We start from the raw sequence: 20,156 nt of genomic DNA, 5'->3' as shown, positions 1-20,156 counted from the left end.
AGAAAGATTCCTCTGGGTCATCTCAAATTATTGCAGGAGCGACGTTCGCTGAAACATTCAAAATTTATTGATATGTCATAACTTCTAATACTTAAATTATGAATACTACTTCTATCGTTACTAAATTACTAAATTAGATATCTGATTCCGTGGTATGTGAAATAAATTTAACGCTAGTTTTCAACCCAAAATTAGAATCATATATCCATATTGCATGTTACAAATCTTTTTTTGGTTTGATTATAATACAAATCTCATTACACTAAAACAATTTGCAGAGCAAATCAGTTACGTTCGAAAATCATAATATTGATGGTAATGGTATATTAGTAACACCTTTGAGATAGTCATAGATAAGAGTGCGTTTTTAATGAGAATCATATCCGCATGAGTCTAATTAGAACTTTGATATTTGAATCAATAATCAATTTTTGATTAATGGAGTTAAATGCATTATTGGCTCTTTGGGAGTTTCAAAAAAATAATAAAAGCTACCCTTCGTTATTTTTAATTGTTTTATTCTGCGAGAGGTGTATTAGAGGTCCGAAAGTATGTCCTGCATCATTACTTATTTTTGCCATAGGTTCGTTAGACGTTTGATTTCTTTCCCACCATGTAACTACTACACTATCACCGTCTGAATCTATCTCTGTTGTATCGGAATTAGCATTAATAGTATTACTGAGATTTATCTTATCCTCAAAAGATTGTCCCCCATCAGTTGATGCGCGAAACATTACTTCGCTAATATTGTTTGATGTGTTATTAGTCCACCACACTATGTATACATTGTCTCCAGATAGGGATATGGGCGCATCAAAATTAGACGGTAACCAAGTCTTTGCATCTACTGAGATAATCATCAATGAGTTTACAATAATTATCGATGTGATTACTCCTGCTAATACAAGCGCTACCAAAACAGTAAAAAGATAATTGCTTATACTAACTCACTTCCTATTGTTGTGCGATGCCAATTGTATTATTTAATGCAAGTTTTAGTATAGGTCCAAATGTAACACCGCTATCATTACTTATTTTTGCCACAGGTTCGTTAGACGTTTGATTTCTTTCCCACCATGTAACTACTACACTATCACCGTCTGAATCTATCATAGCATCCACAGAATTGTTGTTGGTGTTGTTGCTTAAGTTGATTTTATCTCCAAATGTAGCGCCGGAGTCATTTGATGCTCGAAACATGACTTCCCCATCACCATTTGCGGTATTGTTTGTCCACCATACAACATAAACATTATCTCCGGAGATAGATACAGGAGCTTTTTCAATTGTCATTGATCTTTGTCCATCTTCGGCCCTAAATGCCTGTGCTTTATCATATGAACCTAGCATATAATGAGCAGTAACAATACTAAATAATAGAAGTGTTGTTCCGACTACAACTATGCTGAAAATTATTTTATTCAATAAACGATTTTATATGATGGACTATATAAGGGCCCTGTTCGACTAATCCCATACACTGCAATATATAAATAGTGAAAGTAACGATAAACATTATTCTAATAGAATTGTTTAATAAATTCATATTATTATATATATTTTGTTTCTTGATAGTTACTAATACAGAGAGCACATTCGGCGGATAAAGTTCCGTATTGGTATCAGGGCTCGGTCGAAATCATGAGGATTTTCGCATGGGTCTGAGTATAAGAATCTAATTTTATTATAGTAATAATTTTGACCAAACAGGTAATAACAATTTACAATGAGTATTATGTATAAAATACTAACTAAAGTAATAGTTATGATAGCCAAAAAGAATCAACTATGGACTTTTTTACCTTTTATTACAAGTATGTTTATTTTGATCACCATACTACCTCAAAGTTATGCACAAGGTAGTGTATTAAATCAACAACAAATAGGTGAAGAAGGCACATTAAATAATCAAGATTGGCCAAATATTCATCAAAATGTTGTAACGGATTTTAATTCAAATGTATCATTTCCATTTATGGAAGAATCTACGTTCATACATCCGTTTGCAATAGTGATCGGAAATTGTTACATAGGGGAGAAGGTTTTGGTGGCACCTACAGCTGTATGCAGAGGTGATGAAGGCACACCCCTCTATATTGGAGCACTTTCTAACATGCAGGACGGTGTTGTAGTGCATGGCTTAGAAACTACATTTAATGGCAAGAATATAGATGAAAGACGTTTTTCTAATACTGGAGAAAGATTGTTAGGGAATGACAGCAGATTTGATAACGGATATTCTGTTTTTGTTGGTGAAAATGTAAGCTTAGCACATGGTGTATTGATACATGGACCGGCATATGTAGGAAATAATACATTTGTTGGAATGGAAAGTTTGGTATTTGATGCTAAACTGGGAAATGATGTAGCAGTTGGAGTTGCAAGCACTATAACAGGAGGGATAGAAGTTGCAGACGACAAATTTGTACCTCCTGGTAGCGTCATAACAACTCAGGAACAAGCAAACAGTCTTCCAGAAAGAGTAGGCAGCGACTATGAGAATATCAATACTGCAGTAGTTCATGTGAATGAAAAACTTGCAGAAGGATATGGAGAACTTGGAATTGCAGAACGAGAGAATTTGATGGAAAGAGGAATGTTAGAAACAAGTCGTTCTCCTTAATTCTGTAACATTTCGTCAAGATGTAATTAACTATATTATTTATTTACACAGCTATGAAAAACTAATTTGACTCTAATTTGAAACTTAGGTTTATAATATTGATTATATCTATCTGTGTTGCACGATATGATAAAAAAACATTGATGATTAATTAAACAACAAAATCCTCCTAAATCAAAATTTAGTCTGTTCGATCATCACTAAGTGTATAGGAGAAATATCTAGAGGTATAATTAATAGTCATTGTTATATTGACATTTCAAAGTAGAATTGTATGAATGAATTGTGCTTTGCAAAAATGATGCAAAAGAACCGTACAAAATTAGCGGTGCTTTCTGTAATTGTAGGGACGATGATATTTCTGGTTCCTATTCTAACTGAAAAAGCAGATGCAAGGATTACAGCCACTGCCACTATGAGTGGATGTTGCTTCTTTTATGACGTTCGAGGGCATATGACCCTTGGAAAATTTGTTGTTTCTCCTGCTCCACAAGTGGGACCGATTATCAAATGGGTGACGGCAGGAAATCTATTCCTTGGTGGTAGTGAGGTGGGCAGTGTTACAGCCAATGTTAGATTTGGAGATGTTCAGGGATCAGTAGAGTTTAAATTTTCTAATCCACATCTAGGCTCTAATACTTGCGACGTTAAAACATTTGGACAAATAAAAGCTTCATGTTCTATATCTCGTGGTAGTATCGCAACAGCTACATATCATGTTTCTCCTCTAGTCCAGAGTAATGAAAACAATTATTGTGACATTCTAAACAAATTTGGTGGGGAACATACAAAAGTTATCAGAGATAAGCTCAATTGTTAACATGTGAATAGACTAAACTTCATTCATATTTGGTAATATAGTCATAGAGCACCATTTCAGTAATATTAGTGGGTAATGCATTAGAATGTCGTTACTATAAATTGGTAGCGTGTTCGGTGGAAATCATGAGGATTTTCACATGGAATTGATAAAAGGATGTACACAATAACCTATAGGGTTTCAACGATTGAGTCGAATTACTATAAGTAAGTTTAAGCGGGTCGTAGCAGACCGTCATGATCCATCAGGTAAAGATCAGAGATTTCATGATAAAATGGGATTCCGAATATTTATCTAATTACCATAAGCAAACCATGTAAGATGACTGTTAGGGGCATTATGAAAAAAACTAATATTTCATACAGTCTTTTATTATATGATGACTCGTAGCATAAAATGTAAACAATGTGATTTTAACTATATTTCAGACATATACCGAAGGGGTGATCATACTTTCCATATTCTTAGACCTTTCGAGATTGGATTTATATCTATTCCATATTAAGATTCTGATTCTGATTTGAAGCCGTCAATTATTTGTTCTATTCTGTTAAATCTCCTTTCATACAGGTTATTAAAATAGATACGTCGCTGTTCTTCAGACTGTCCACTAGTTGTTAGAAAATTAAGTTTCATTGCACTTTTTATATGTTTTAGCTCTATTGAGTCATTTCCATATGTTTTTTCAATAACTCTTTCAATTGTTTCTTGCCATCCACCATATTTTTCAAGATTGTTCGATCTTTGAATTTCAAGAGCATAATTCAATAAATCATCTAATACTTTAGAGCGATCATTCCCACCATCATTATCACCTTGCAAGTTCATAATTCTATTATCATTCAATCCCTTTGATTTATAATTTCTGTCCATAATATATCATTAATTATTGGAAAATTAAAATTAGTGTCATAAAAAGTAGTTAGATTTACTAACTTCTATGATTGTCGTTTTAGTGACAAGTCTGTTACAATAGTCGCTATCTCATTCAAAATATCCGATACATTCAATGTGATGATTCTTGTAATATCAAGATGTATAGTGACGCTATTTTTATTAATTAATTGAATAATTTTAAGTTACTTTATTTCTTGTTTTATATCATATTAGTTACTAAAACAGTTATCTGGTTCGGTGGCATATGAAACAAATTTGACTCGATTCAATCACCTATTTAGTCAAAACCATATAACTAAATTTAATACATAGTAATCAGATTAATGGATTCACTCTGTCATGCTCATTATGATAAGACATACAGTCATCAATAGACCGGACCAGTAAGTTTGGTAATAGATTTACTACAAGTGCATGATAAGAGGATAAATAGTACGATATCATGAATTATGTAGTTGAGAAGAAAGGAAGGTATTCCAATTATTCTTTCATGTAGGAGTTTGTCTTTATGCTAGATTTCTTTGAAATGGAGCGTATTATAGAGGAACTTGCAAAAGCCTATCCTGCTCAATGCGCAACTACATGGTTTAAGATAACAAAAAATCACAAACCTACTGAGGAAGAATATCGTAACAAAGTAGTCGAGTACATGAAAATTTTTGAATATTTGTTAGCCACCTATCCGCAAGGCCCTGATACAGATAAACTCAAAGAATTTGTCAAAAAATCTTTAGCAAAAGAAATAGAAAGGGTTCTTAAAGGAGACAACAAAGATGTAGAAAGGCGACATAAACACTATGTGATCAATTCTCCTTCGCCAGCTTATTCAAAAGATACTTTGAAGGAAGTTTCTAAACAACAGCATCCGATGAGATCTGATAATATTATCAGTCGCGTTTCAATAAAAAAAAGTCACAAAAATAAGGAAAACATGCCAGTAACGAGAGAAGAAGAAGGCTACCAAGAAAAGCAAAACGAAAATTTCAATGTAATAATAGAGAAGCGTCGACGTAAAAAGAAATTAATGATTGCATCTGATTAACAATAGCATATTTTTAAACGATCTATTTTGTATATAGACCTGTATACTATGCGGGTTCGGTGGAAATCATGAGGATATCCAAATGGTTTCATAAAAGTAAATCTATTAATTAAACTTGCATACTTATTTAACAGTTTCTTGAATGACCTAATATTCTTGAGGATTTCGAGATCCTCGACTTATAATTGACTTCTAATGTAGATTATGTTCATAGCCCAGAAATGAAATAACAAGGTTATTCCGCTTATGAGGGTATTTTTTTGCTATCGACGTTATTGTTGCTGCCGTTATCATCATTATTGTTTTATAATACTTTTTGTCTTGATTGGTCTAATCTCGAGAACATATCGGTATCGTTGATGCCTAAATGATACTATTTATTGTTGTTGATTATTTGAAGTGGGATAATTTCTAGATCCTAAGATTTGTGACAAGAAATATCTATATGGTAACTAATTACTGATTAATAAAAAGATGAAAGATATCGACATAATCACCCATCAAACTTTATTTGTTTATGATAAAGAAATTTTGTATTTTAAGTATTGATTAGCTTTGGATTGAATTGGTGTGTAGGATTGAATACCCCCCTTTAATGGGATATTAAATGATGAAGCGGAAAAATTTGATATTAAGAGCATCTTTTTTTTGATTTAAATCTTTTGCTGAAGGAATAAACAATTGGTTAAAAAGCAGTATCCTTGATAACTAATAATATGTTTGTAAAGGTGCAGATTAATTCTATTCCTCATGATATGAAATTGCTTCTAATAAACGATATCAAAGAAGAGATTCAGAATTTATATGGTAATACGCCTACCACAAATATCATACCAAAGTTTTGGGATATTAATAATAATGAAGTTGAGATAACAAATCCCGTTGATATATATTATTTGACACTAGAAGAGAAAGAGATCTATCTACCAAAAATACAAGATATTATTAAAGAAATATTAATAAACAGAGCTATTGGCGACCACATTGTAGTTATCGATCCCTCTGAAAAGGAGAAACTTGTTGTAATTAAGAGAAGTCATGGGGAGTACTTGGGGTCACATCATTGTCGTCACTGTGGAATGGAGTTTGACGATGAGGTTCAACTAAGCAATCATTTTAGAATACATTTTTTTATTTGAATTATGACTAGTTTTTTTAAATACATTAGGTAGTTGGTTAGCACGCTTTAAGTCATCATATCGGATAAACAACAAAATACCATCTTAGGTCGAGATCTTATAGATTATTAAAGACCGATACCATTAATACGCCCATCATTTTCTATCAGAATGTGTTATGACCGTAAATCAGCAATCCACTATATGGTTGATCTTGATAGCATTATGGGTTATTAACGGATCAAGTTTCTTGGCCATTAAAGTTGCAATCGATACCATTCCTCCTCTGATGAGTGCAGGGCTGAGATTTTTTATTGCCGGGTCAATTCTTTTTACAATATATTACTTTCATCTCAATAAACCAATTTGGAGAAAAAAAATTAAGCATATTGTTTTCAGAAAGGACAATAATAAAGCCTATGATAGTCATAGTATTAAACAAGAAAATCTGAAAATCCAATCAACCCCAGTCATAGAATATAAATTAAAATCAAGAGAAAAGATTACATTATCTCAATGGAAGGATAGTTTGATTTTGGGTTTGACTCTGTTTTTGGGTGGTCAAGGATTACTAACATGGGGAACGCAGTACCTCTCTTCGGGTATGACGGGATTATTGAATTCAACTATCCCTCTTTGGGTTGTAATAATTGGATTTTTTATGTATAAATGGTTAAAGAAAGGAACTCAAAACAAACTTACCAAATCAACCATGGTAGGACTGGGTGCAGGTTTTGGCGGTCTTATGTTATTAGTTGCACCATCTATAGGCACAGGTGATCTTAGTCCTATTGGTACTTTAGCTCTTATAATCAGTTCCATTGCATGGGCAATCGGTTCAATATATTCTACAAAAGCTAAACTTCCTGTAAGTATTCTAGCATCTTCTGGAATGATAATGATAACAGGAGGATTGATGTTAACAATTGTAAGCATAGGCTTTGGTGAATATCATAATTTGGATTTGATGCAGGTTTCAGTACAGTCAATTCTTGCACAAGTTTATTTGATTTTTATTATTACAATTGTAGGGTTTACTGACTTTTACTGGTTACTAAGAAAAACATCTGCATCATTAGCTAACACCTTTGCATATGTAAGTCCAGTCATTGCAATTATATTGGGATGGTTGATACTAGATGAAAAGGTAACGTTAATTATAATTATTGCCATGATTATCATATTAATTGGAGTTGCTCTTATGGTTACCAGAAAAGGTAAACAAAAGCAACTCAATTCTGGGAACACTTCCTTAAAATAACCACTATTTATTTTGAATATTATTAATCTGTATTATATCGTTTTTGTCGGATATAAAGATATTAATCATTACCATAATTAGTATTGGGTTTGGCAAAAATCACGAGGATATCCACACGGGTTTAGATATTATTTATAGGATTGAACTATCCTTTGTGGAAATTTGGAATATAATAGATTAAATCAATTTTGATCCATATTATGTTGGTCTGCCAAATGCTAAATTTAATAGGTATTCTAAATTAATAGTATCATAAGGAGTTACTATAATAGATAGCGAAGTCAATGGGATTATGTATGCTCCTTATGGTATACGGGTTCGGTGGTATGCGAAACAAATCTGACTCATAATCACCGTTTAAATAAACTTACTAATTGTTAAGGATTATAAGACCATATCTTATTCCAATAGTTTTCAAAATAATACTTGTTAAACTAGTATCGTATGGAGAAACTGAAAGGGCAACTCGGTAATAATTCCAGAACTTCAAGGACAACGTACGTACAAAATTGATGGTAAAAAATAAAGGACTTTAATCAGTCATCTTCTTATTGACTGATAGTTCAGTGTTGATAAAAGATTGAAAAATTTTGCTGAACAAGTTTCTCATTCCATTTTAAGATAGGAGTAATTGAAACTATGGGTTAGTTCCTATGTTATATCGACTTTGGTTGTGGAGGAAATATAGTGTTTTGTATTGGCTGTAAGATTAAAGGCCACTTTTATTAGTTGTACTGTTTTTCAGATGCTTGGAAGAATCAATCAAAGGCAGGCTGAATGTGAATGTAGCACCCTTCTCATTTGAAGGATTGTTTTGAGCCCATATTCCTCCTCGATGTAAATGTATAATTTTCCTACAAGTATATAGTCCAAGTCCTGAACCATAAAACGATTTTGTAGCAAATTTTGTGAACAGTCTATGAAATATCTCAGGATGAATTCCCTCACCATTATCCTTTATACGGACAATAACGTCATTACCATTCTGTTTAACGGTTATTGATATCAATCCCTTCTGTTTAGGAGGTATGAAATTGATAGCGTTACCTATTAAGTTAGACAACACCATTGAAACCTGTAATTTGTTTGCATGGACTCTGTGCTCTTCTCCAAACCCCTGACAATTAAAATGAATATCTTTTGTGTTAGGCACAGGGGACATGTTTATATTCTGAAACCTTGTCCGATAGTTGTCAACTATATCCATAATAAGGATATTCAAGTCGAAGATATCTTTTGGAACATTTGACAGGAAGCCCTCCAGTTTGGTCGTGGTTAGAACATTTTCTATAAATCTATGTAACCTCGCCCCGTTTTCAGTAACTGTCTTCAGAAGCTCTCTATTCTCTATTTCTTTTGTACGGCCTTTGACTATCTCGGTGAGGCCAAGAATAGACTGGAGCGGGGTTCGCAATTCATGGGCAACAATGTCTACAAATTCTCTTTGCATTCTATCTTGGGCCTTAAGCCGTTCGTATGATTTTTCAAAAAGATTAAACATTTCTGCATAGTTCCAAAGGGTGTCAAACATGGTAGCATATGACTTTGATATTTGAGAACTGTTTGAGTAGGAGGACATGCCTATATGGTCAAGAGCATTTTCAGATTGACTTTCTTTTGGTTCAACCATAATTGATTTACTTTTATCGACTACAACCATACCCATCTGTGGCCTAATACTTTTATTGTATATCGACCTCACAGTCATGTTTTCGATACCATATGATGTAAATTCATAGACTTTGACATTACCCTGAGGATCTTTCGATTCCTTTTTTCTAATCAACAAACGATATTTCTCCTTTCCAATCTGTACGTCGGTTTTACCGTCTGATGACTCTATTTTGTCGGTGATAAGTATCTTGATGATAAGCTTTTTTTCTTGTGACACTTTTCTTATATGTTCAAACATTCCAGCGTCAACTTGTCTCCTAAACGCTTCAAAGGAAGGAAGTATTCCCAATATTTCTGTGTCAGCCGATGATATTAACTCTCTAATAATACGAATTGTTTTGTCAGAACTTTCAATTGTTTCTATAATGGGTACCTCCTCGTCGTTTTGAATCAAAGATGCTACCTCTTCTGCCGACCTACTATCAATCCATAACCGTTCAAACATCAACTTAAAGCGTTTTATATATATAGGATCGTTACTATAAAGAATGCTTTCGGTTATATTCCCGGTTCCCATACGCTCGATGGTAGCCATCATATTAGAATCAGTAACTGCAAAGTATATTGGAGGTTCCCTCTTTAGATGCCGTACTTTTATCTCTAAGTCGAGATACTTTTTCACAAAGTCTAAGTTATCTTTCGATACTTCAACTAACACTCTAATGTCCTTGTGATCACTTGTCTCATTTCCTTCCCGTACATGCTTTATCATGTTTCGAAATAAATCATAGCCCATCTCAAGTCCCTCTGTTGATGTAACCATGTCGATCTCTTTTGCATTATACAGGAGATTTCCCAACTCTGATTCATTTAACGTCCCTTCAGATTTGCTCAAGACCTGAGTCTTGTAATCAACAGATCTACCCTCTTCAATCTCTCTTATCTTCTTAGTTGCAGAAACAGCATTTTTCCACATGGTATCAAATATATATTGCCCTTGAGCCACCATCTCCTCTGCGTTGCTGTAAATTACTTCAGTCAAAGGTTTACCTTCCTTTAAAACTGTCGTGGCCATGTATTCAGATTCGTTAATAGCAATTCCACCTTTCATTCCGTCCAAGTGACGCAACTCAGTCACTAATCCGAGTAATTCTTTGCATTCCCCAATATTATCTGGTGTTACTTCGGTAATGCACCTGATTGCGCCCCCTCTCCTTAGGATATCAATATAGCCTATGCGATACTGAGGGATTCTTACAACAATGGAAGGCGCTTTACTATCAAAGGTGATGTCCATCCGCGATTTTGTGTTTAGCATAAATTCTACGCCTTTATCTACTGCGTTCGCAGAACCATACAGGATCTCGGACTTCTTGTCTCGGAGTGGCATATCTCTTATTTCTATTCAAACAATTAACATTCTACCATGATTATTAAGTTTCTCTTCTCAGTATTTACGAATATCGGCAAAATTCATATTCTGATGACGAATATAATAAGGAGCAACTAGTATAGACTTGTATACTATGCGGGTTCGGTGGTATGTAAAACAAATCTGACTTATTTTGCAACCCGAATTCAAGATAAGATAGTTCAATCACCAAGGATTGATCAATCTACTTGATGATCTGTTTGTAATACGGTACGAAAATATTTTCAAGCATTATTGTCCTCATGTTGTTAATTAAAGATCAAAAAATATTTGTCAAAAAAGTATGGAGTTACGTAAGATTCACAATAATCAATTCGATCATATTTGTTATTTAGAATGGGAATTCAGCCATGAATATAGATCTGCCAATACCTGGGAATTAATAGGGCCTAATCCATTCTGCCATTTTGATGAAGAATAGAAAAAGTGTCCAAGGTTGGGGTAAGTGATCAAAGTATGATCGGGATGATTAACTTCATTGAGTCTTTGTTGCAATAACAAACCTTGTTCAAGAGGAGTTGCGCTATCATTTTCTCCTTGAAGTATTAGAATAGGTATAGATCTAGAAATATTTCCAATTGTGCTTAAATTTGGTTCTAAATTAGCTTCTGATTTAATCCATAGTGGGCATCCAATTATTTTATAGCATTTTGACAAATCGAACGCTGTTTTGTTTTCATATTCTTTTATTAGTAAAGGTTTGAGTTGAGAGTTGATATTGAGCAACCCGCTATTATTACTTTGATTTCCTGATTCGTTTTCTATACTATCCTCGATTGTTGTAGCATTCAAAGTATTATCTATATCTAAGAGAGACGAGTTTTTCACTATATCATCTAATAGCGGATCTGATGCCATTTGATCAATTGAGACAAACCCTGTACGGTTTGTATCTAAAACTTGTGTTACGTAATTAGAACGTAAATCTACAACTTGATAATACAATATATCTTTAATTAAATTTTGGGCTACTGCACCCATCAATACTATATTCTTCACTTCTGTGGGATTATCAATTGCAACTCGTGGCACAATAATTGTACCTTCACTATGACCAATTATACTGATACTTTTGGGATCGACATATGGCTGCTCACTCAAAACGTTCAAGGCTTTTTCTGCATCATTGATAAGATCTGTTACTGTCATGTTTCCCCAAATGTTAGAGTCCTCAATAGTAAGGTTAGGCCCAACGCCTCTCTTGTCATATCGAAGTACTTCAAAACCTCTTTCTGAAAGGTAATTTGCAATCTCCCAAAATGGCTTTACATCTTTATTGAGGGTAGAATTCATGTCTGTTGCACCAGAGCCAGGTACAAGAAATACACCTGGAAAGGGTCCTTTACCAGTTGCTGGGTAAGTTATCTGAGCGTTTGTAGTTACTCCATTACCGAGATCTATTGTTAAATTTCTGTATTTGACAGTTTGAATATCAGATTGGGCAAGGGCTTCAGGAAATTTTGATAAGGTCAAGTTAAAAGACGTTGATAAATAAATCAATATGCTAAAAGATAAAATTAGAACTAAACCGAAGGCGATGACAAACGTCGACTTGAAGAGAGATCTAAACAATAGTTATAGCAATAGGCTCTTAGTATATAAAATTAATAAATACCTTTCAGGGCTACATTCAGAGAATGTCTAAGAGATTATCGTGCTGAATTCAGCCAAACCGAACCACAATCTGGAACAAGATGCAGAAATTTCATCATCAAAGGTCATCATCATCATGAAAGAGGTAAAAATATCAGATACATTGTAGGTATTCTGACTCACCCATCTTCCAAGGATAATCAACAAAGCAGGATAGTTAGATAATATCTTAGACTTTCAATAAAAAACCACAGGACTGGGTAGTCTCTCATTTCTTTGTTTATCAAAAATCCAAGCAGAACATACACGGAATTACTTAAAGGGTTTGAACGATCGTTACTATATATAGGTATCTACTTCGGTGGTATGTAAAACATATTTGACTTTAATTTATGACTCAAAGTAAAATCAGACGCATCTGAGGAGAAAATAAAAGAATTGGTTGACCTTGCGCAAAAACGATTACCAGTATTTGATATAATATCACATCCAACCCCTATAGAAGTTTCACTACAGAATTAGAGAAACGATTCAATACAAATACAACTATCCTCAAATAAACACCTCAGCATCTTTTTTTATGACATCGTTCCAATCGATATTTGAACTCATACGAAAAATAGTATAACATATTATAATAACTACAATACTTGGGGTTATTATTGATAAATATCCAATTAAATACAAAACAGAGAAATTGAGCTTTTAGCCTTTTCTACATCTTATGTATTATATGAATAAATAGAATCTATATATGTGACCAGAAACATAAATTCTTAAATAAGTTTTAAATATAATATTTTGATGTCGAAGTCAAAGATATCACTATACGGAATTGTCTTTGCCTCTATTTTTTAAATGATGATTAGTTATCAATCACTCAATGCAGAACCAGTTACAATGGATATAAATAAAGCGAAAGATCCAGGACCTGGATTTGGCACAGAAAAGATAGGGACACTGTCCATTGAAGCTAACAATAAGACACTTGATACATCAATAAACATGACTGCTGTACCAAAACAAGACAAAGTTTTCGAAGCATGGTTGGTTGACGCAGATGGATCCAACTATAAATTAAGTCTTGGGGCATTAGATGGAAATAGCTTGAAAGTTTCAGATAATATGGTAAATGCCTATACCTATACCGAGTTTATAATAACTGAAGAACCAGTTGATGATGTCGATCCTAATGCAGCAGGTACGTATGGTGGAGCGGAATTACAAGCCCCATTCGGACAATAATCTGTTTTATTTTTTAGTTTAGAACATTTCTTAATTTTTTATTCTTATCTGGAGTTTTGGAATAATGTCGTTTAGATCACAATAAAGAGCAAGTATTCAATTATTATAAAATCAATACTGAACTCATCAACTCATCAAATATTGACCTTAATTAATTGTTAGTAACAGTTCCAATCCGTAGAGATTAAGTTCCACTTGATAACAGAGTTCTAATATTGAATATTGTGATTAACTATTTAATGACGAGCAAGAAGAAGCAGAATGGTTTATTCTCGATACTCTTTGTTATCATTGGATTATATTCGTTACATTTGCTAGGTGAATTTCCAAGTGTAAAAGAAACTGTAACTGGCGATAATCAAGATAAAGTCTTTGTGATGTATGCTGGATCCCTTGTAAAAATATTTGAAGATATAATTGGACCGGTATTTCAAAGTGAATTTAGATATCCATACGTTGGGGAAGGCAAAGGGTCTGTTCAAGGTTCAAATTTAATTAAGGATGGATTAAGAACACCTGATGTATTTGTTAGCGCTGGTAGCGTACCAATGACAAGGCTAATGAACACTACTCCTCCCATAGTAAATTGGCTTTTAAAGTTTGGATCAGCTGAAATTGTGATTGCTTATTCGCCGAATAGTCCACACTTTGGTGATCTAGAGAGAGCAAGAATGGGTGAAATCCCTTGGTATGATGTTGTTTCTTGGGATGGTTTCAAATTTGGTAGAACAGATCCTGAGTTGGATCCAAAAGGATACTATGGAATCATTACAGCAGAATTAGCAAATACCTATTACAACGATTTATCTATAAAGGATAGAGTATTTGGAGAAGATAGAAATCCAAGACAGATCTTTCCTGAAGAAATTCTAAAGACAGTATTGGAAACGGGTCAATTGGATGCAGTCGTAGCATACAAGCACGAGGCTATATCTAGAGATCTCCCATACATAACTTTACCTAAAGAGATCAATCTGGGTGATCCCATTTATTCTGATACATATAAACTTGCAAATTATACGCTTCAATCCGATCAAAAAACAATTTACGGTGACCCAATCGACTTCTCAATCACCATTCCAAAGACCGTGAAAAATATGGACGGTGCAATCTCTTTTGTAAACTTTGTAATTTCCAAAAATGGTTCACAGTTACTAGAAAGTCAAGGACTTAATCCGATCAATATAACATCTGAAGGAAATACTGATGATATTCCTTTTTCTATAAGAGAGGCAATTCCATAGGAATGCAGATATACCTTTTTGAAAAAATTTGCTTGATGGGGTAACAGTTCTCATCCGTGGTTGGGATTAAGTTACTAGTAGTAATGAGGTTCTAATACATTGATCAATAATATCTATTAGATAACATTAAAAAATAATCAAACAGCCAGTCAGGCTTAATTCATTAGATCCATTATGATAGTCGAGTTTTTATTGATCATAAGATTATTGAAAATTGTCAAAGACAACCACACTCTAATATCTTCCAGAAGTAGAAAAGTGGACTTAGTAAATAAATCTGTGAAAGTTTGTTCTCCCGGATGTTCTTATAATAGAATGCGCCTTTAATAATATTGAGTGCTACTTTAGGCCATTCCGATAATCTTGTTTCTTCCGTTGTCCTTGGAGTTTCCAGATTGTTGTATCCTATATATCTCTCATTGATGTTAAACAAACAATTCATTATTTCACCGCTATCATTGTTTATCAGGACAGGATTAGAATCGCTGCTGGACGAAATTATAACACCAGTAGTTTTTAGTTTTTATTGGTTTTCCATTTTCTAAAATGGATATAGTATCTTCTATAGTAATATCTAACCCTATGCTTGCATTTTGAATGTTATTTTCTTTAATTATTTTTGCTGCTTTTATCCAATCAAATGCTTTTAGAGATTTATTCTTATCATTATCTTTAGTATGAGCATCCAGGTTACCGTTTGTATTAAATCTATTCGACAATGTTCTAATACTTCCCTCCAGCCAAGTTAACTCTCTTAATATAATTACAAGACTTATTTGATATGATTATTTTTTCTTAAAGTAAATACTAAATACTGTTTCATTGGCGTGAATAAAGCATTTCATTTATTATAGTTAATGAGGTAATAACCATATAGTATCCTTTTCAAAAAGAGTATTCTAATGCCAGTACTGGATCAACAAAAGAGATTGCATTATAACCTTTATTCTGTAAAAATGTCCTAAACAAGTTGGCAAGCTCCACCTTATCGTCAACTACGATAATTGAACGAATAGTAGAGGACATTGCGTTATTCATGATTTTTGTAGATTTATTTAACTTTAACTATTCCAAATACAAACTAGGCATTAGGTTAATCAAAAACATCATTAATAGATCGATATTGACACAAGATTAATGAAGAAATGAGACCCGATTTCATAAGCTGGTTGATTAATTCCGTATTTCTAATCTAATGTCCTTATTAAACATATATGGGCTAGGGAGCAAGATAGTCGAAAAGTCTCGGTATGAGATGTAGTAACTCAGAATAATAGTGCAAGTTCCGCTTTAATCCTACTATCCGCTTATCAAGGGCTGTGGATTGCTTTTGTTCTTTTTATTTATTGGGACGATGACTTCGAGTTTTATTTTCTTTGCCAACGCTATACAATTCTGATAATCATTTTATATACGTTTGTATACAATTTGTTCTTACTTTTAGAATGTAGAATTAATTTATTATAAAATTTAAAATAAAATTTAAATTAAATAAAAATTTTATATCTTAGTTTTTGATTATACTGCAGTAGTTATGAGGAGAATAATGAAATATTCGTTTATAAAAGCAAGATCATCTAAATATTATTTATCAAACAATGGTTAATAATATAGCAATTAAATTCAAGGAAAAACCAATTGATATCTCCAATTGACTTCGAGGCGAAATCAGTTACGCATCATAAAATAAATTCATTCATTTATTAGATCATCTATCTAAGGTCTAGAGATCGAAATAATGATAGAAAATATCATAGTAACCGATGATGGCACAGAAGTTTCGGATAAGGCGCTTGAAATAGCATGTGAAATAGCTGGACCATGTGGTGCTTGTATCACATTATTACATGTTATGGAGCATATCGAAGATCCAGACACCATGATATTCAAAAACAATAGAGAACTTATTGAAAAAGCAAAATTAATGAATTTAAAGCCGTCAATGGAAAATACATGGTACAAACGAGCACAAGAAAAAATTAAGAAGTTAAGTGAACAAAGCATTCAATCTGACAGCAAATGCTTAACTGGGGATATTGCAGAAAAAATATTGGAATACGCTCATGCTAAGAAAGTTGACATGATTGTTATGGGCAGCAGTAACAGACTAAAGGGTATTTCAAAAATAAAAGCATTAGGAAGTGTTACTCGAAAGGTTTCGGAATTGGCAGACTGTCCTGTACTTATAATTCATTAAACGGTTCGTCTGTTTTGTCAAATCCATCAGTATGCAATATTTCATCAATAAATTACATTATAATTTGTATTACGGTTTTATTTAGTGCGGGTGTTTGTAGTTTGTTGTCTTTTCTTAGATATTTTTACAAATAGATATATTATTGTAATTATTTCAAATCTACCTGCAATCATATTAATAATAAGAACTATCTTTGAAATGGGATCCATTTCTACGGAAGTTATACCCGAAGATAATCCTGTTGTAGTCAATGCAGAAACAGAATCAATAAGGGAATCCAAGAAATTTTCCTTATCTATATGAGAAATAATTATTCCAGTAATAACTGACATGCCGATAAATAAAACTATGACATATACTGCTTCATCAAATATTTTTTCTTCTTCTTTAATTTTTGTTGGCTTTGACTCCATTGTGAGGTACCTTTTGTTATATGGTGATGCTACTGCAGATATAGATCCACCACTATTGTCTGATGTGAATTTTTTACCAGTGACTTTTTGAACAATATGGAGTAATCGACCTACCTTGATACCCCCTGCGGTGGAGAATGCAGTTCCTCCAATTAACATTGCTATTATTAATACCATTTTTGCTTCTATCGGTATTTGGGCGATATTAATGAATTGAAAACCAGAATTAGTCGCAGCGCTTATAACATGAAATACAGACGCCATTAACTCTGATTGTACTTCCAACATGTTATCTAATACAAAATAAAAAATAATTACACAAATAACAATTATTCCAGCATACAAAAATAATTCTGGGCGAACGCTTGTTGTATGCATTTTCTTACTATATATTGCATAATGAAACACGAATGGAAGCGCCGAAATAATCATACCTATCATAAGTGTAGTCAATTGAAGGTTGTTTTGTGAATCTAAAGCAGTAGAAGTGGGAACAAATCCACCACCGGTAACAGGTACCTAAAAATCAAGGTGAGAGAAAATAGTATATCTGTCTGTCCGCTTAAATATAAGAAAAAGATAAGAACAATTGCATAAAAACTAAAGATAACACCAATTGTTAGAATCAGTTGTCTTACCTTGAGGTTTCCCCCACCTATCATTCCTCTGAGATGCATTAACTTTCTTTCAGGATAGAAAAAAGCAACTATCAAGTATACGAAACTTAGACCACCAATGTATTGGGTGTATGAACGATAGAGGTCAAAGCTTTTGGGTAACTCTTCAGGAAATAATATGAATGAAAGACCGGTCGTTGTAAATCCAGACGCACTTTCAAAAAAACTGTTTATAAAAAGAGTCACCGGTCCTTGCTCTAGTGGAAACGGATTTACATAGATGTATGGAATGCTTCCAAAAAGACTCAGAAGTACAAAACTTGAAACCATAAGAAGTGAGGCCTGCCTGAGATTCATAGGCATTCTTTCACCGTAAGAATTCAATACAAAACCTGTTACAGACATGGAGGTAACAGAAAGAAAAATTCCTACTGCTGAAGCAGCCTCTCCCATCAGAGCAGCTAAAATGGCAGGGACGATGAGCAAAAAACCTGCAAACTGCAGTATGAAACCCAGATTACTCATTATAGGCTTGTAATGTTCTCGGACTATTGTTCGATATGGCCTAAATGTTTGTTCCAAAACAGAGGTCCTAATGGCATTAGCCAAGCCCTCTTGAGTCACAATACCTAAAATATGTACATTATCAGTTACTGGAACTCTTTTTATTGAATTGAGTCTCATAAGCTCCAGAGCTTGTTTTACATTTGCTTTTGCAGATATAGTTATGATAGGAGAAGACATTATTGTCTTTATGGATACTTTATCCGAGTCCTCACCTCGCATCACAATTTTATCCAAAATGTCGCTATCTGTTATAATTCCGATATATTCATTATTTTTATTCTTTACAATAATTGTCTCAGCTTTAGCATCATGCATTTGCTTAACGGCTGTTGCTGCATCTATATCTTCGTCTAAAATAATGATTTGGTGATGTATATAAGATAAAACGGAGCGTTGTAATGCTTCACTGACCATTATTTTATCAGAATGATGTAATGAAAACACAGGGGATTGTTTAAACTTTGCTTATCTCTGAATACACAATGTAGATAAGAAATTGCTTTGTATTGTTCTAGTAGAACTTGATAAGAAATGCAAGCATATGAACGGTTTCTTTAGATTCTTTTGATATTAAAAATCTTTTTAATGTTTTTTTTGCGTCAATTATAGGGATGTTTATCTTTATCAAAAATTATTCAAATATTATGGCGGCAGTATCACATAAAAAAGATGAAATAAAATTAAAAATTAGTTAAAATCTATAAATAGGAATGCATAATACATTATGAATTCTGTGGGCTTCGAATCCATGTACATGGGAGCTGTTAATTGATAAATATTGAGGTTAAGATGATAGGCAGATCAAATATACTATATGTACAAAAAGTTTCCATTTTCCTTTATACGGGTAACTCGACTTTAAATACAGATCAAATGTTCTGTTTCTTAAATGGTTTACAAGAATCCTTTTATATTCAACTGTGGCAGGACCAAAGTAATGGCAAAATATCCTATATTATCTGTGATATTGGCTGGTTCAACTTTTCTATTGACTGCTTTTCTTTTAATTGTGACTACCTCTTCTAATAGTTTTGCAATATCTAACAACACAATTACACTTACCACATTAAAGAGATATGTTGATGGAATTACGGTTTCATACATAGTAACAGATACATCAGATAATAAAACAGCAGAATCGATTACCAAGAGTCAAGGACATAAAATAAACTTTGCACCGCTATTATCTACCATCCCAAATCAATACGTTCAGCAAGGTTATGACTTTCTTAATGGGATAGAGGGAGAAGGCCCATTTGGATATCAGCTTCCTGTTGGAACAGCATTACCAGGCGATAGTGATTATAGCCCCATGATTCATCTAAATTTCATAAATTGGACTGATACCACTAAAGCAAAAACCTTGAAATCAACAGAGGAAATTACCCAAGCTGAGCAAAACGGTGACATTCAGATTACACCCTCTGGGATAATCATAAATAATCCTGCCATAGGATTTAAGTGACTTTG

Annotated in this window: 18 protein-coding genes; 9 read left to right on the top strand and 9 right to left on the bottom strand. The window is 33.3% G+C overall.

Going from position 1 to position 20,156, the window contains the following annotated elements; translation table 11 throughout:
- Positions 1-491 precede the first annotated feature (491 nt).
- Positions 492-920 carry a hypothetical protein gene (locus AB0A59_RS03640; protein WP_458746561.1) on the bottom strand — a complete coding sequence of 143 codons (429 nt, stop codon included), beginning with the start codon at positions 918-920 and terminating at the stop codon, positions 492-494.
- A gap of 37 nt (positions 921-957) precedes the next feature.
- Complete coding sequence (locus AB0A59_RS03635; RefSeq protein WP_458746559.1) at positions 958-1,428, bottom strand: hypothetical protein; 471 nt, start codon at positions 1,426-1,428, stop codon at positions 958-960.
- Between the two features lie 310 nt (positions 1,429-1,738).
- Here AB0A59_RS03635 and AB0A59_RS03630 point away from each other — a divergent pair, with 310 nt between their 5' ends.
- Positions 1,739-2,626 (top strand): LbetaH domain-containing protein, encoded by an 888-nt coding sequence (locus tag AB0A59_RS03630; RefSeq protein WP_458746557.1) that lies wholly within the window; start codon positions 1,739-1,741, stop codon positions 2,624-2,626.
- Between the two features lie 274 nt (positions 2,627-2,900).
- The gene (locus tag AB0A59_RS03625; RefSeq protein ID WP_458746556.1) at positions 2,901-3,446 is read left to right on the top strand and encodes a hypothetical protein; all 546 of its coding nucleotides are present in this window, start codon (positions 2,901-2,903) and stop codon (positions 3,444-3,446) included.
- A gap of 501 nt (positions 3,447-3,947) precedes the next feature.
- Here the strand turns inward: AB0A59_RS03625 and AB0A59_RS03620 are convergent.
- The gene (locus AB0A59_RS03620; protein WP_458746554.1) at positions 3,948-4,319 is read right to left on the bottom strand and encodes a hypothetical protein; all 372 of its coding nucleotides are present in this window, start codon (positions 4,317-4,319) and stop codon (positions 3,948-3,950) included.
- Between the two features lie 532 nt (positions 4,320-4,851).
- On the opposite strand from AB0A59_RS03620, the gene AB0A59_RS03615 reads away from it, so the two are divergent.
- The 3 genes from AB0A59_RS03615 to AB0A59_RS03605 all read left to right on the top strand — a co-directional run bounded on the left by AB0A59_RS03615 (position 4,852) and on the right by AB0A59_RS03605 (position 7,764).
- Positions 4,852-5,385, top strand: coding sequence for a hypothetical protein (locus AB0A59_RS03615; RefSeq protein ID WP_458746553.1), 534 nt, complete (start codon positions 4,852-4,854; stop codon positions 5,383-5,385).
- A 701-nt stretch (positions 5,386-6,086) separates the two neighbouring features.
- Positions 6,087-6,524 (top strand): hypothetical protein, encoded by a 438-nt coding sequence (locus AB0A59_RS03610; RefSeq protein ID WP_458746552.1) that lies wholly within the window; start codon positions 6,087-6,089, stop codon positions 6,522-6,524.
- 157 nt (positions 6,525-6,681) lie between these two features.
- Positions 6,682-7,764 carry a DMT family transporter gene (locus AB0A59_RS03605; RefSeq protein ID WP_458746551.1) on the top strand — a complete coding sequence of 361 codons (1,083 nt, stop codon included), beginning with the start codon at positions 6,682-6,684 and terminating at the stop codon, positions 7,762-7,764.
- A 709-nt stretch (positions 7,765-8,473) separates the two neighbouring features.
- Here AB0A59_RS03605 and AB0A59_RS03600 read toward each other — a convergent pair.
- Both AB0A59_RS03600 and AB0A59_RS03595 read right to left on the bottom strand, forming a co-directional pair.
- Positions 8,474-10,768 (bottom strand): ATP-binding protein, encoded by a 2,295-nt coding sequence (locus AB0A59_RS03600; RefSeq protein ID WP_458746549.1) that lies wholly within the window; start codon positions 10,766-10,768, stop codon positions 8,474-8,476.
- 369 nt (positions 10,769-11,137) lie between these two features.
- Positions 11,138-12,283: an alpha/beta hydrolase family protein gene (locus AB0A59_RS03595; RefSeq protein WP_458746547.1), complete on the bottom strand. Its 1,146-nt coding sequence runs from the start codon at positions 12,281-12,283 to the stop codon at positions 11,138-11,140.
- 1,020 nt (positions 12,284-13,303) lie between these two features.
- Between AB0A59_RS03595 and AB0A59_RS03590 the strand changes: the two genes are divergently transcribed.
- A complete protein-coding gene (locus tag AB0A59_RS03590) occupies positions 13,304-13,648 on the top strand; it encodes a hypothetical protein (RefSeq protein WP_458746546.1) in 345 nt (114 codons plus the stop codon).
- Positions 13,649-13,887: 239 nt separating this feature from the next.
- Positions 13,888-14,892 carry an extracellular solute-binding protein gene (locus AB0A59_RS03585; RefSeq protein ID WP_458746544.1) on the top strand — a complete coding sequence of 335 codons (1,005 nt, stop codon included), beginning with the start codon at positions 13,888-13,890 and terminating at the stop codon, positions 14,890-14,892.
- A gap of 476 nt (positions 14,893-15,368) precedes the next feature.
- On the opposite strand, the gene AB0A59_RS03580 is transcribed toward AB0A59_RS03585, so the two are convergent.
- On the bottom strand, positions 15,369-15,611 hold the full coding sequence (locus AB0A59_RS03580; RefSeq protein WP_458746542.1) for a hypothetical protein: 243 nt from the start codon (positions 15,609-15,611) through the stop codon (positions 15,369-15,371).
- A 166-nt stretch (positions 15,612-15,777) separates the two neighbouring features.
- Positions 15,778-15,930 (bottom strand): hypothetical protein, encoded by a 153-nt coding sequence (locus tag AB0A59_RS03575; protein ID WP_458746540.1) that lies wholly within the window; start codon positions 15,928-15,930, stop codon positions 15,778-15,780.
- A 700-nt stretch (positions 15,931-16,630) separates the two neighbouring features.
- Between AB0A59_RS03575 and AB0A59_RS03570 the strand changes: the two genes are divergently transcribed.
- Positions 16,631-17,089 (top strand): universal stress protein, encoded by a 459-nt coding sequence (locus tag AB0A59_RS03570; RefSeq protein WP_458746538.1) that lies wholly within the window; start codon positions 16,631-16,633, stop codon positions 17,087-17,089.
- Between the two features lie 77 nt (positions 17,090-17,166).
- Here the strand turns inward: AB0A59_RS03570 and AB0A59_RS03565 are convergent, their stop codons facing one another.
- Both AB0A59_RS03565 and AB0A59_RS03560 read right to left on the bottom strand, forming a co-directional pair.
- Positions 17,167-17,943, bottom strand: a complete 777-nt coding sequence (locus AB0A59_RS03565) for a potassium transporter TrkG (RefSeq protein ID WP_458747548.1) — start codon at positions 17,941-17,943, stop codon at positions 17,167-17,169.
- A gap of 32 nt (positions 17,944-17,975) precedes the next feature.
- Entirely contained in the window at positions 17,976-19,100 is a 1,125-nt protein-coding gene (locus AB0A59_RS03560; RefSeq protein WP_458746536.1) for a CBS domain-containing protein, read from the bottom strand.
- Positions 19,101-19,623: 523 nt separating this feature from the next.
- On the opposite strand from AB0A59_RS03560, the gene AB0A59_RS03555 reads away from it, so the two are divergent.
- Complete coding sequence (locus AB0A59_RS03555) at positions 19,624-20,151, top strand: DUF7482 domain-containing protein (RefSeq protein WP_458746534.1); 528 nt, start codon at positions 19,624-19,626, stop codon at positions 20,149-20,151.
- Positions 20,152-20,156 lie beyond the last annotated feature (5 nt).

It is taken from the genome of Candidatus Nitrosocosmicus sp. T (assembly GCF_054408485.1).
This window is presented reverse-complemented; position numbering and strand designations above follow the sequence as displayed.

Excerpts from the sequence above, each read along its gene's own strand:
- AB0A59_RS03630 (WP_458746557.1), top strand. The coding sequence starts at position 1,739 with ATGTATAAAATACTAACTAAAGTAATAGTTATGATAGCCAAAAAGAAT.
- AB0A59_RS03560 (WP_458746536.1), bottom strand. The coding sequence starts at position 19,100 with ATGGTCAGTGAAGCATTACAACGCTCCGTTTTATCTTATATACATCAC.
- AB0A59_RS03620 (WP_458746554.1), bottom strand. The coding sequence starts at position 4,319 with ATGGACAGAAATTATAAATCAAAGGGATTGAATGATAATAGAATTATG.
- AB0A59_RS03615 (WP_458746553.1), top strand. The coding sequence starts at position 4,852 with ATGCTAGATTTCTTTGAAATGGAGCGTATTATAGAGGAACTTGCAAAA.
- AB0A59_RS03590 (WP_458746546.1), top strand. The coding sequence starts at position 13,304 with ATGGATATAAATAAAGCGAAAGATCCAGGACCTGGATTTGGCACAGAA.
- AB0A59_RS03585 (WP_458746544.1), top strand. The coding sequence starts at position 13,888 with ATGACGAGCAAGAAGAAGCAGAATGGTTTATTCTCGATACTCTTTGTT.
- AB0A59_RS03565 (WP_458747548.1), bottom strand. The coding sequence starts at position 17,943 with ATGATAGGTATGATTATTTCGGCGCTTCCATTCGTGTTTCATTATGCA.
- AB0A59_RS03600 (WP_458746549.1), bottom strand. The coding sequence starts at position 10,768 with ATGCCACTCCGAGACAAGAAGTCCGAGATCCTGTATGGTTCTGCGAAC.
- AB0A59_RS03575 (WP_458746540.1), bottom strand. The coding sequence starts at position 15,930 with ATGAATAACGCAATGTCCTCTACTATTCGTTCAATTATCGTAGTTGAC.
- AB0A59_RS03625 (WP_458746556.1), top strand. The coding sequence starts at position 2,901 with ATGAATGAATTGTGCTTTGCAAAAATGATGCAAAAGAACCGTACAAAA.
- AB0A59_RS03605 (WP_458746551.1), top strand. The coding sequence starts at position 6,682 with ATGACCGTAAATCAGCAATCCACTATATGGTTGATCTTGATAGCATTA.
- AB0A59_RS03555 (WP_458746534.1), top strand. The coding sequence starts at position 19,624 with ATGGCAAAATATCCTATATTATCTGTGATATTGGCTGGTTCAACTTTT.
- AB0A59_RS03570 (WP_458746538.1), top strand. The coding sequence starts at position 16,631 with ATGATAGAAAATATCATAGTAACCGATGATGGCACAGAAGTTTCGGAT.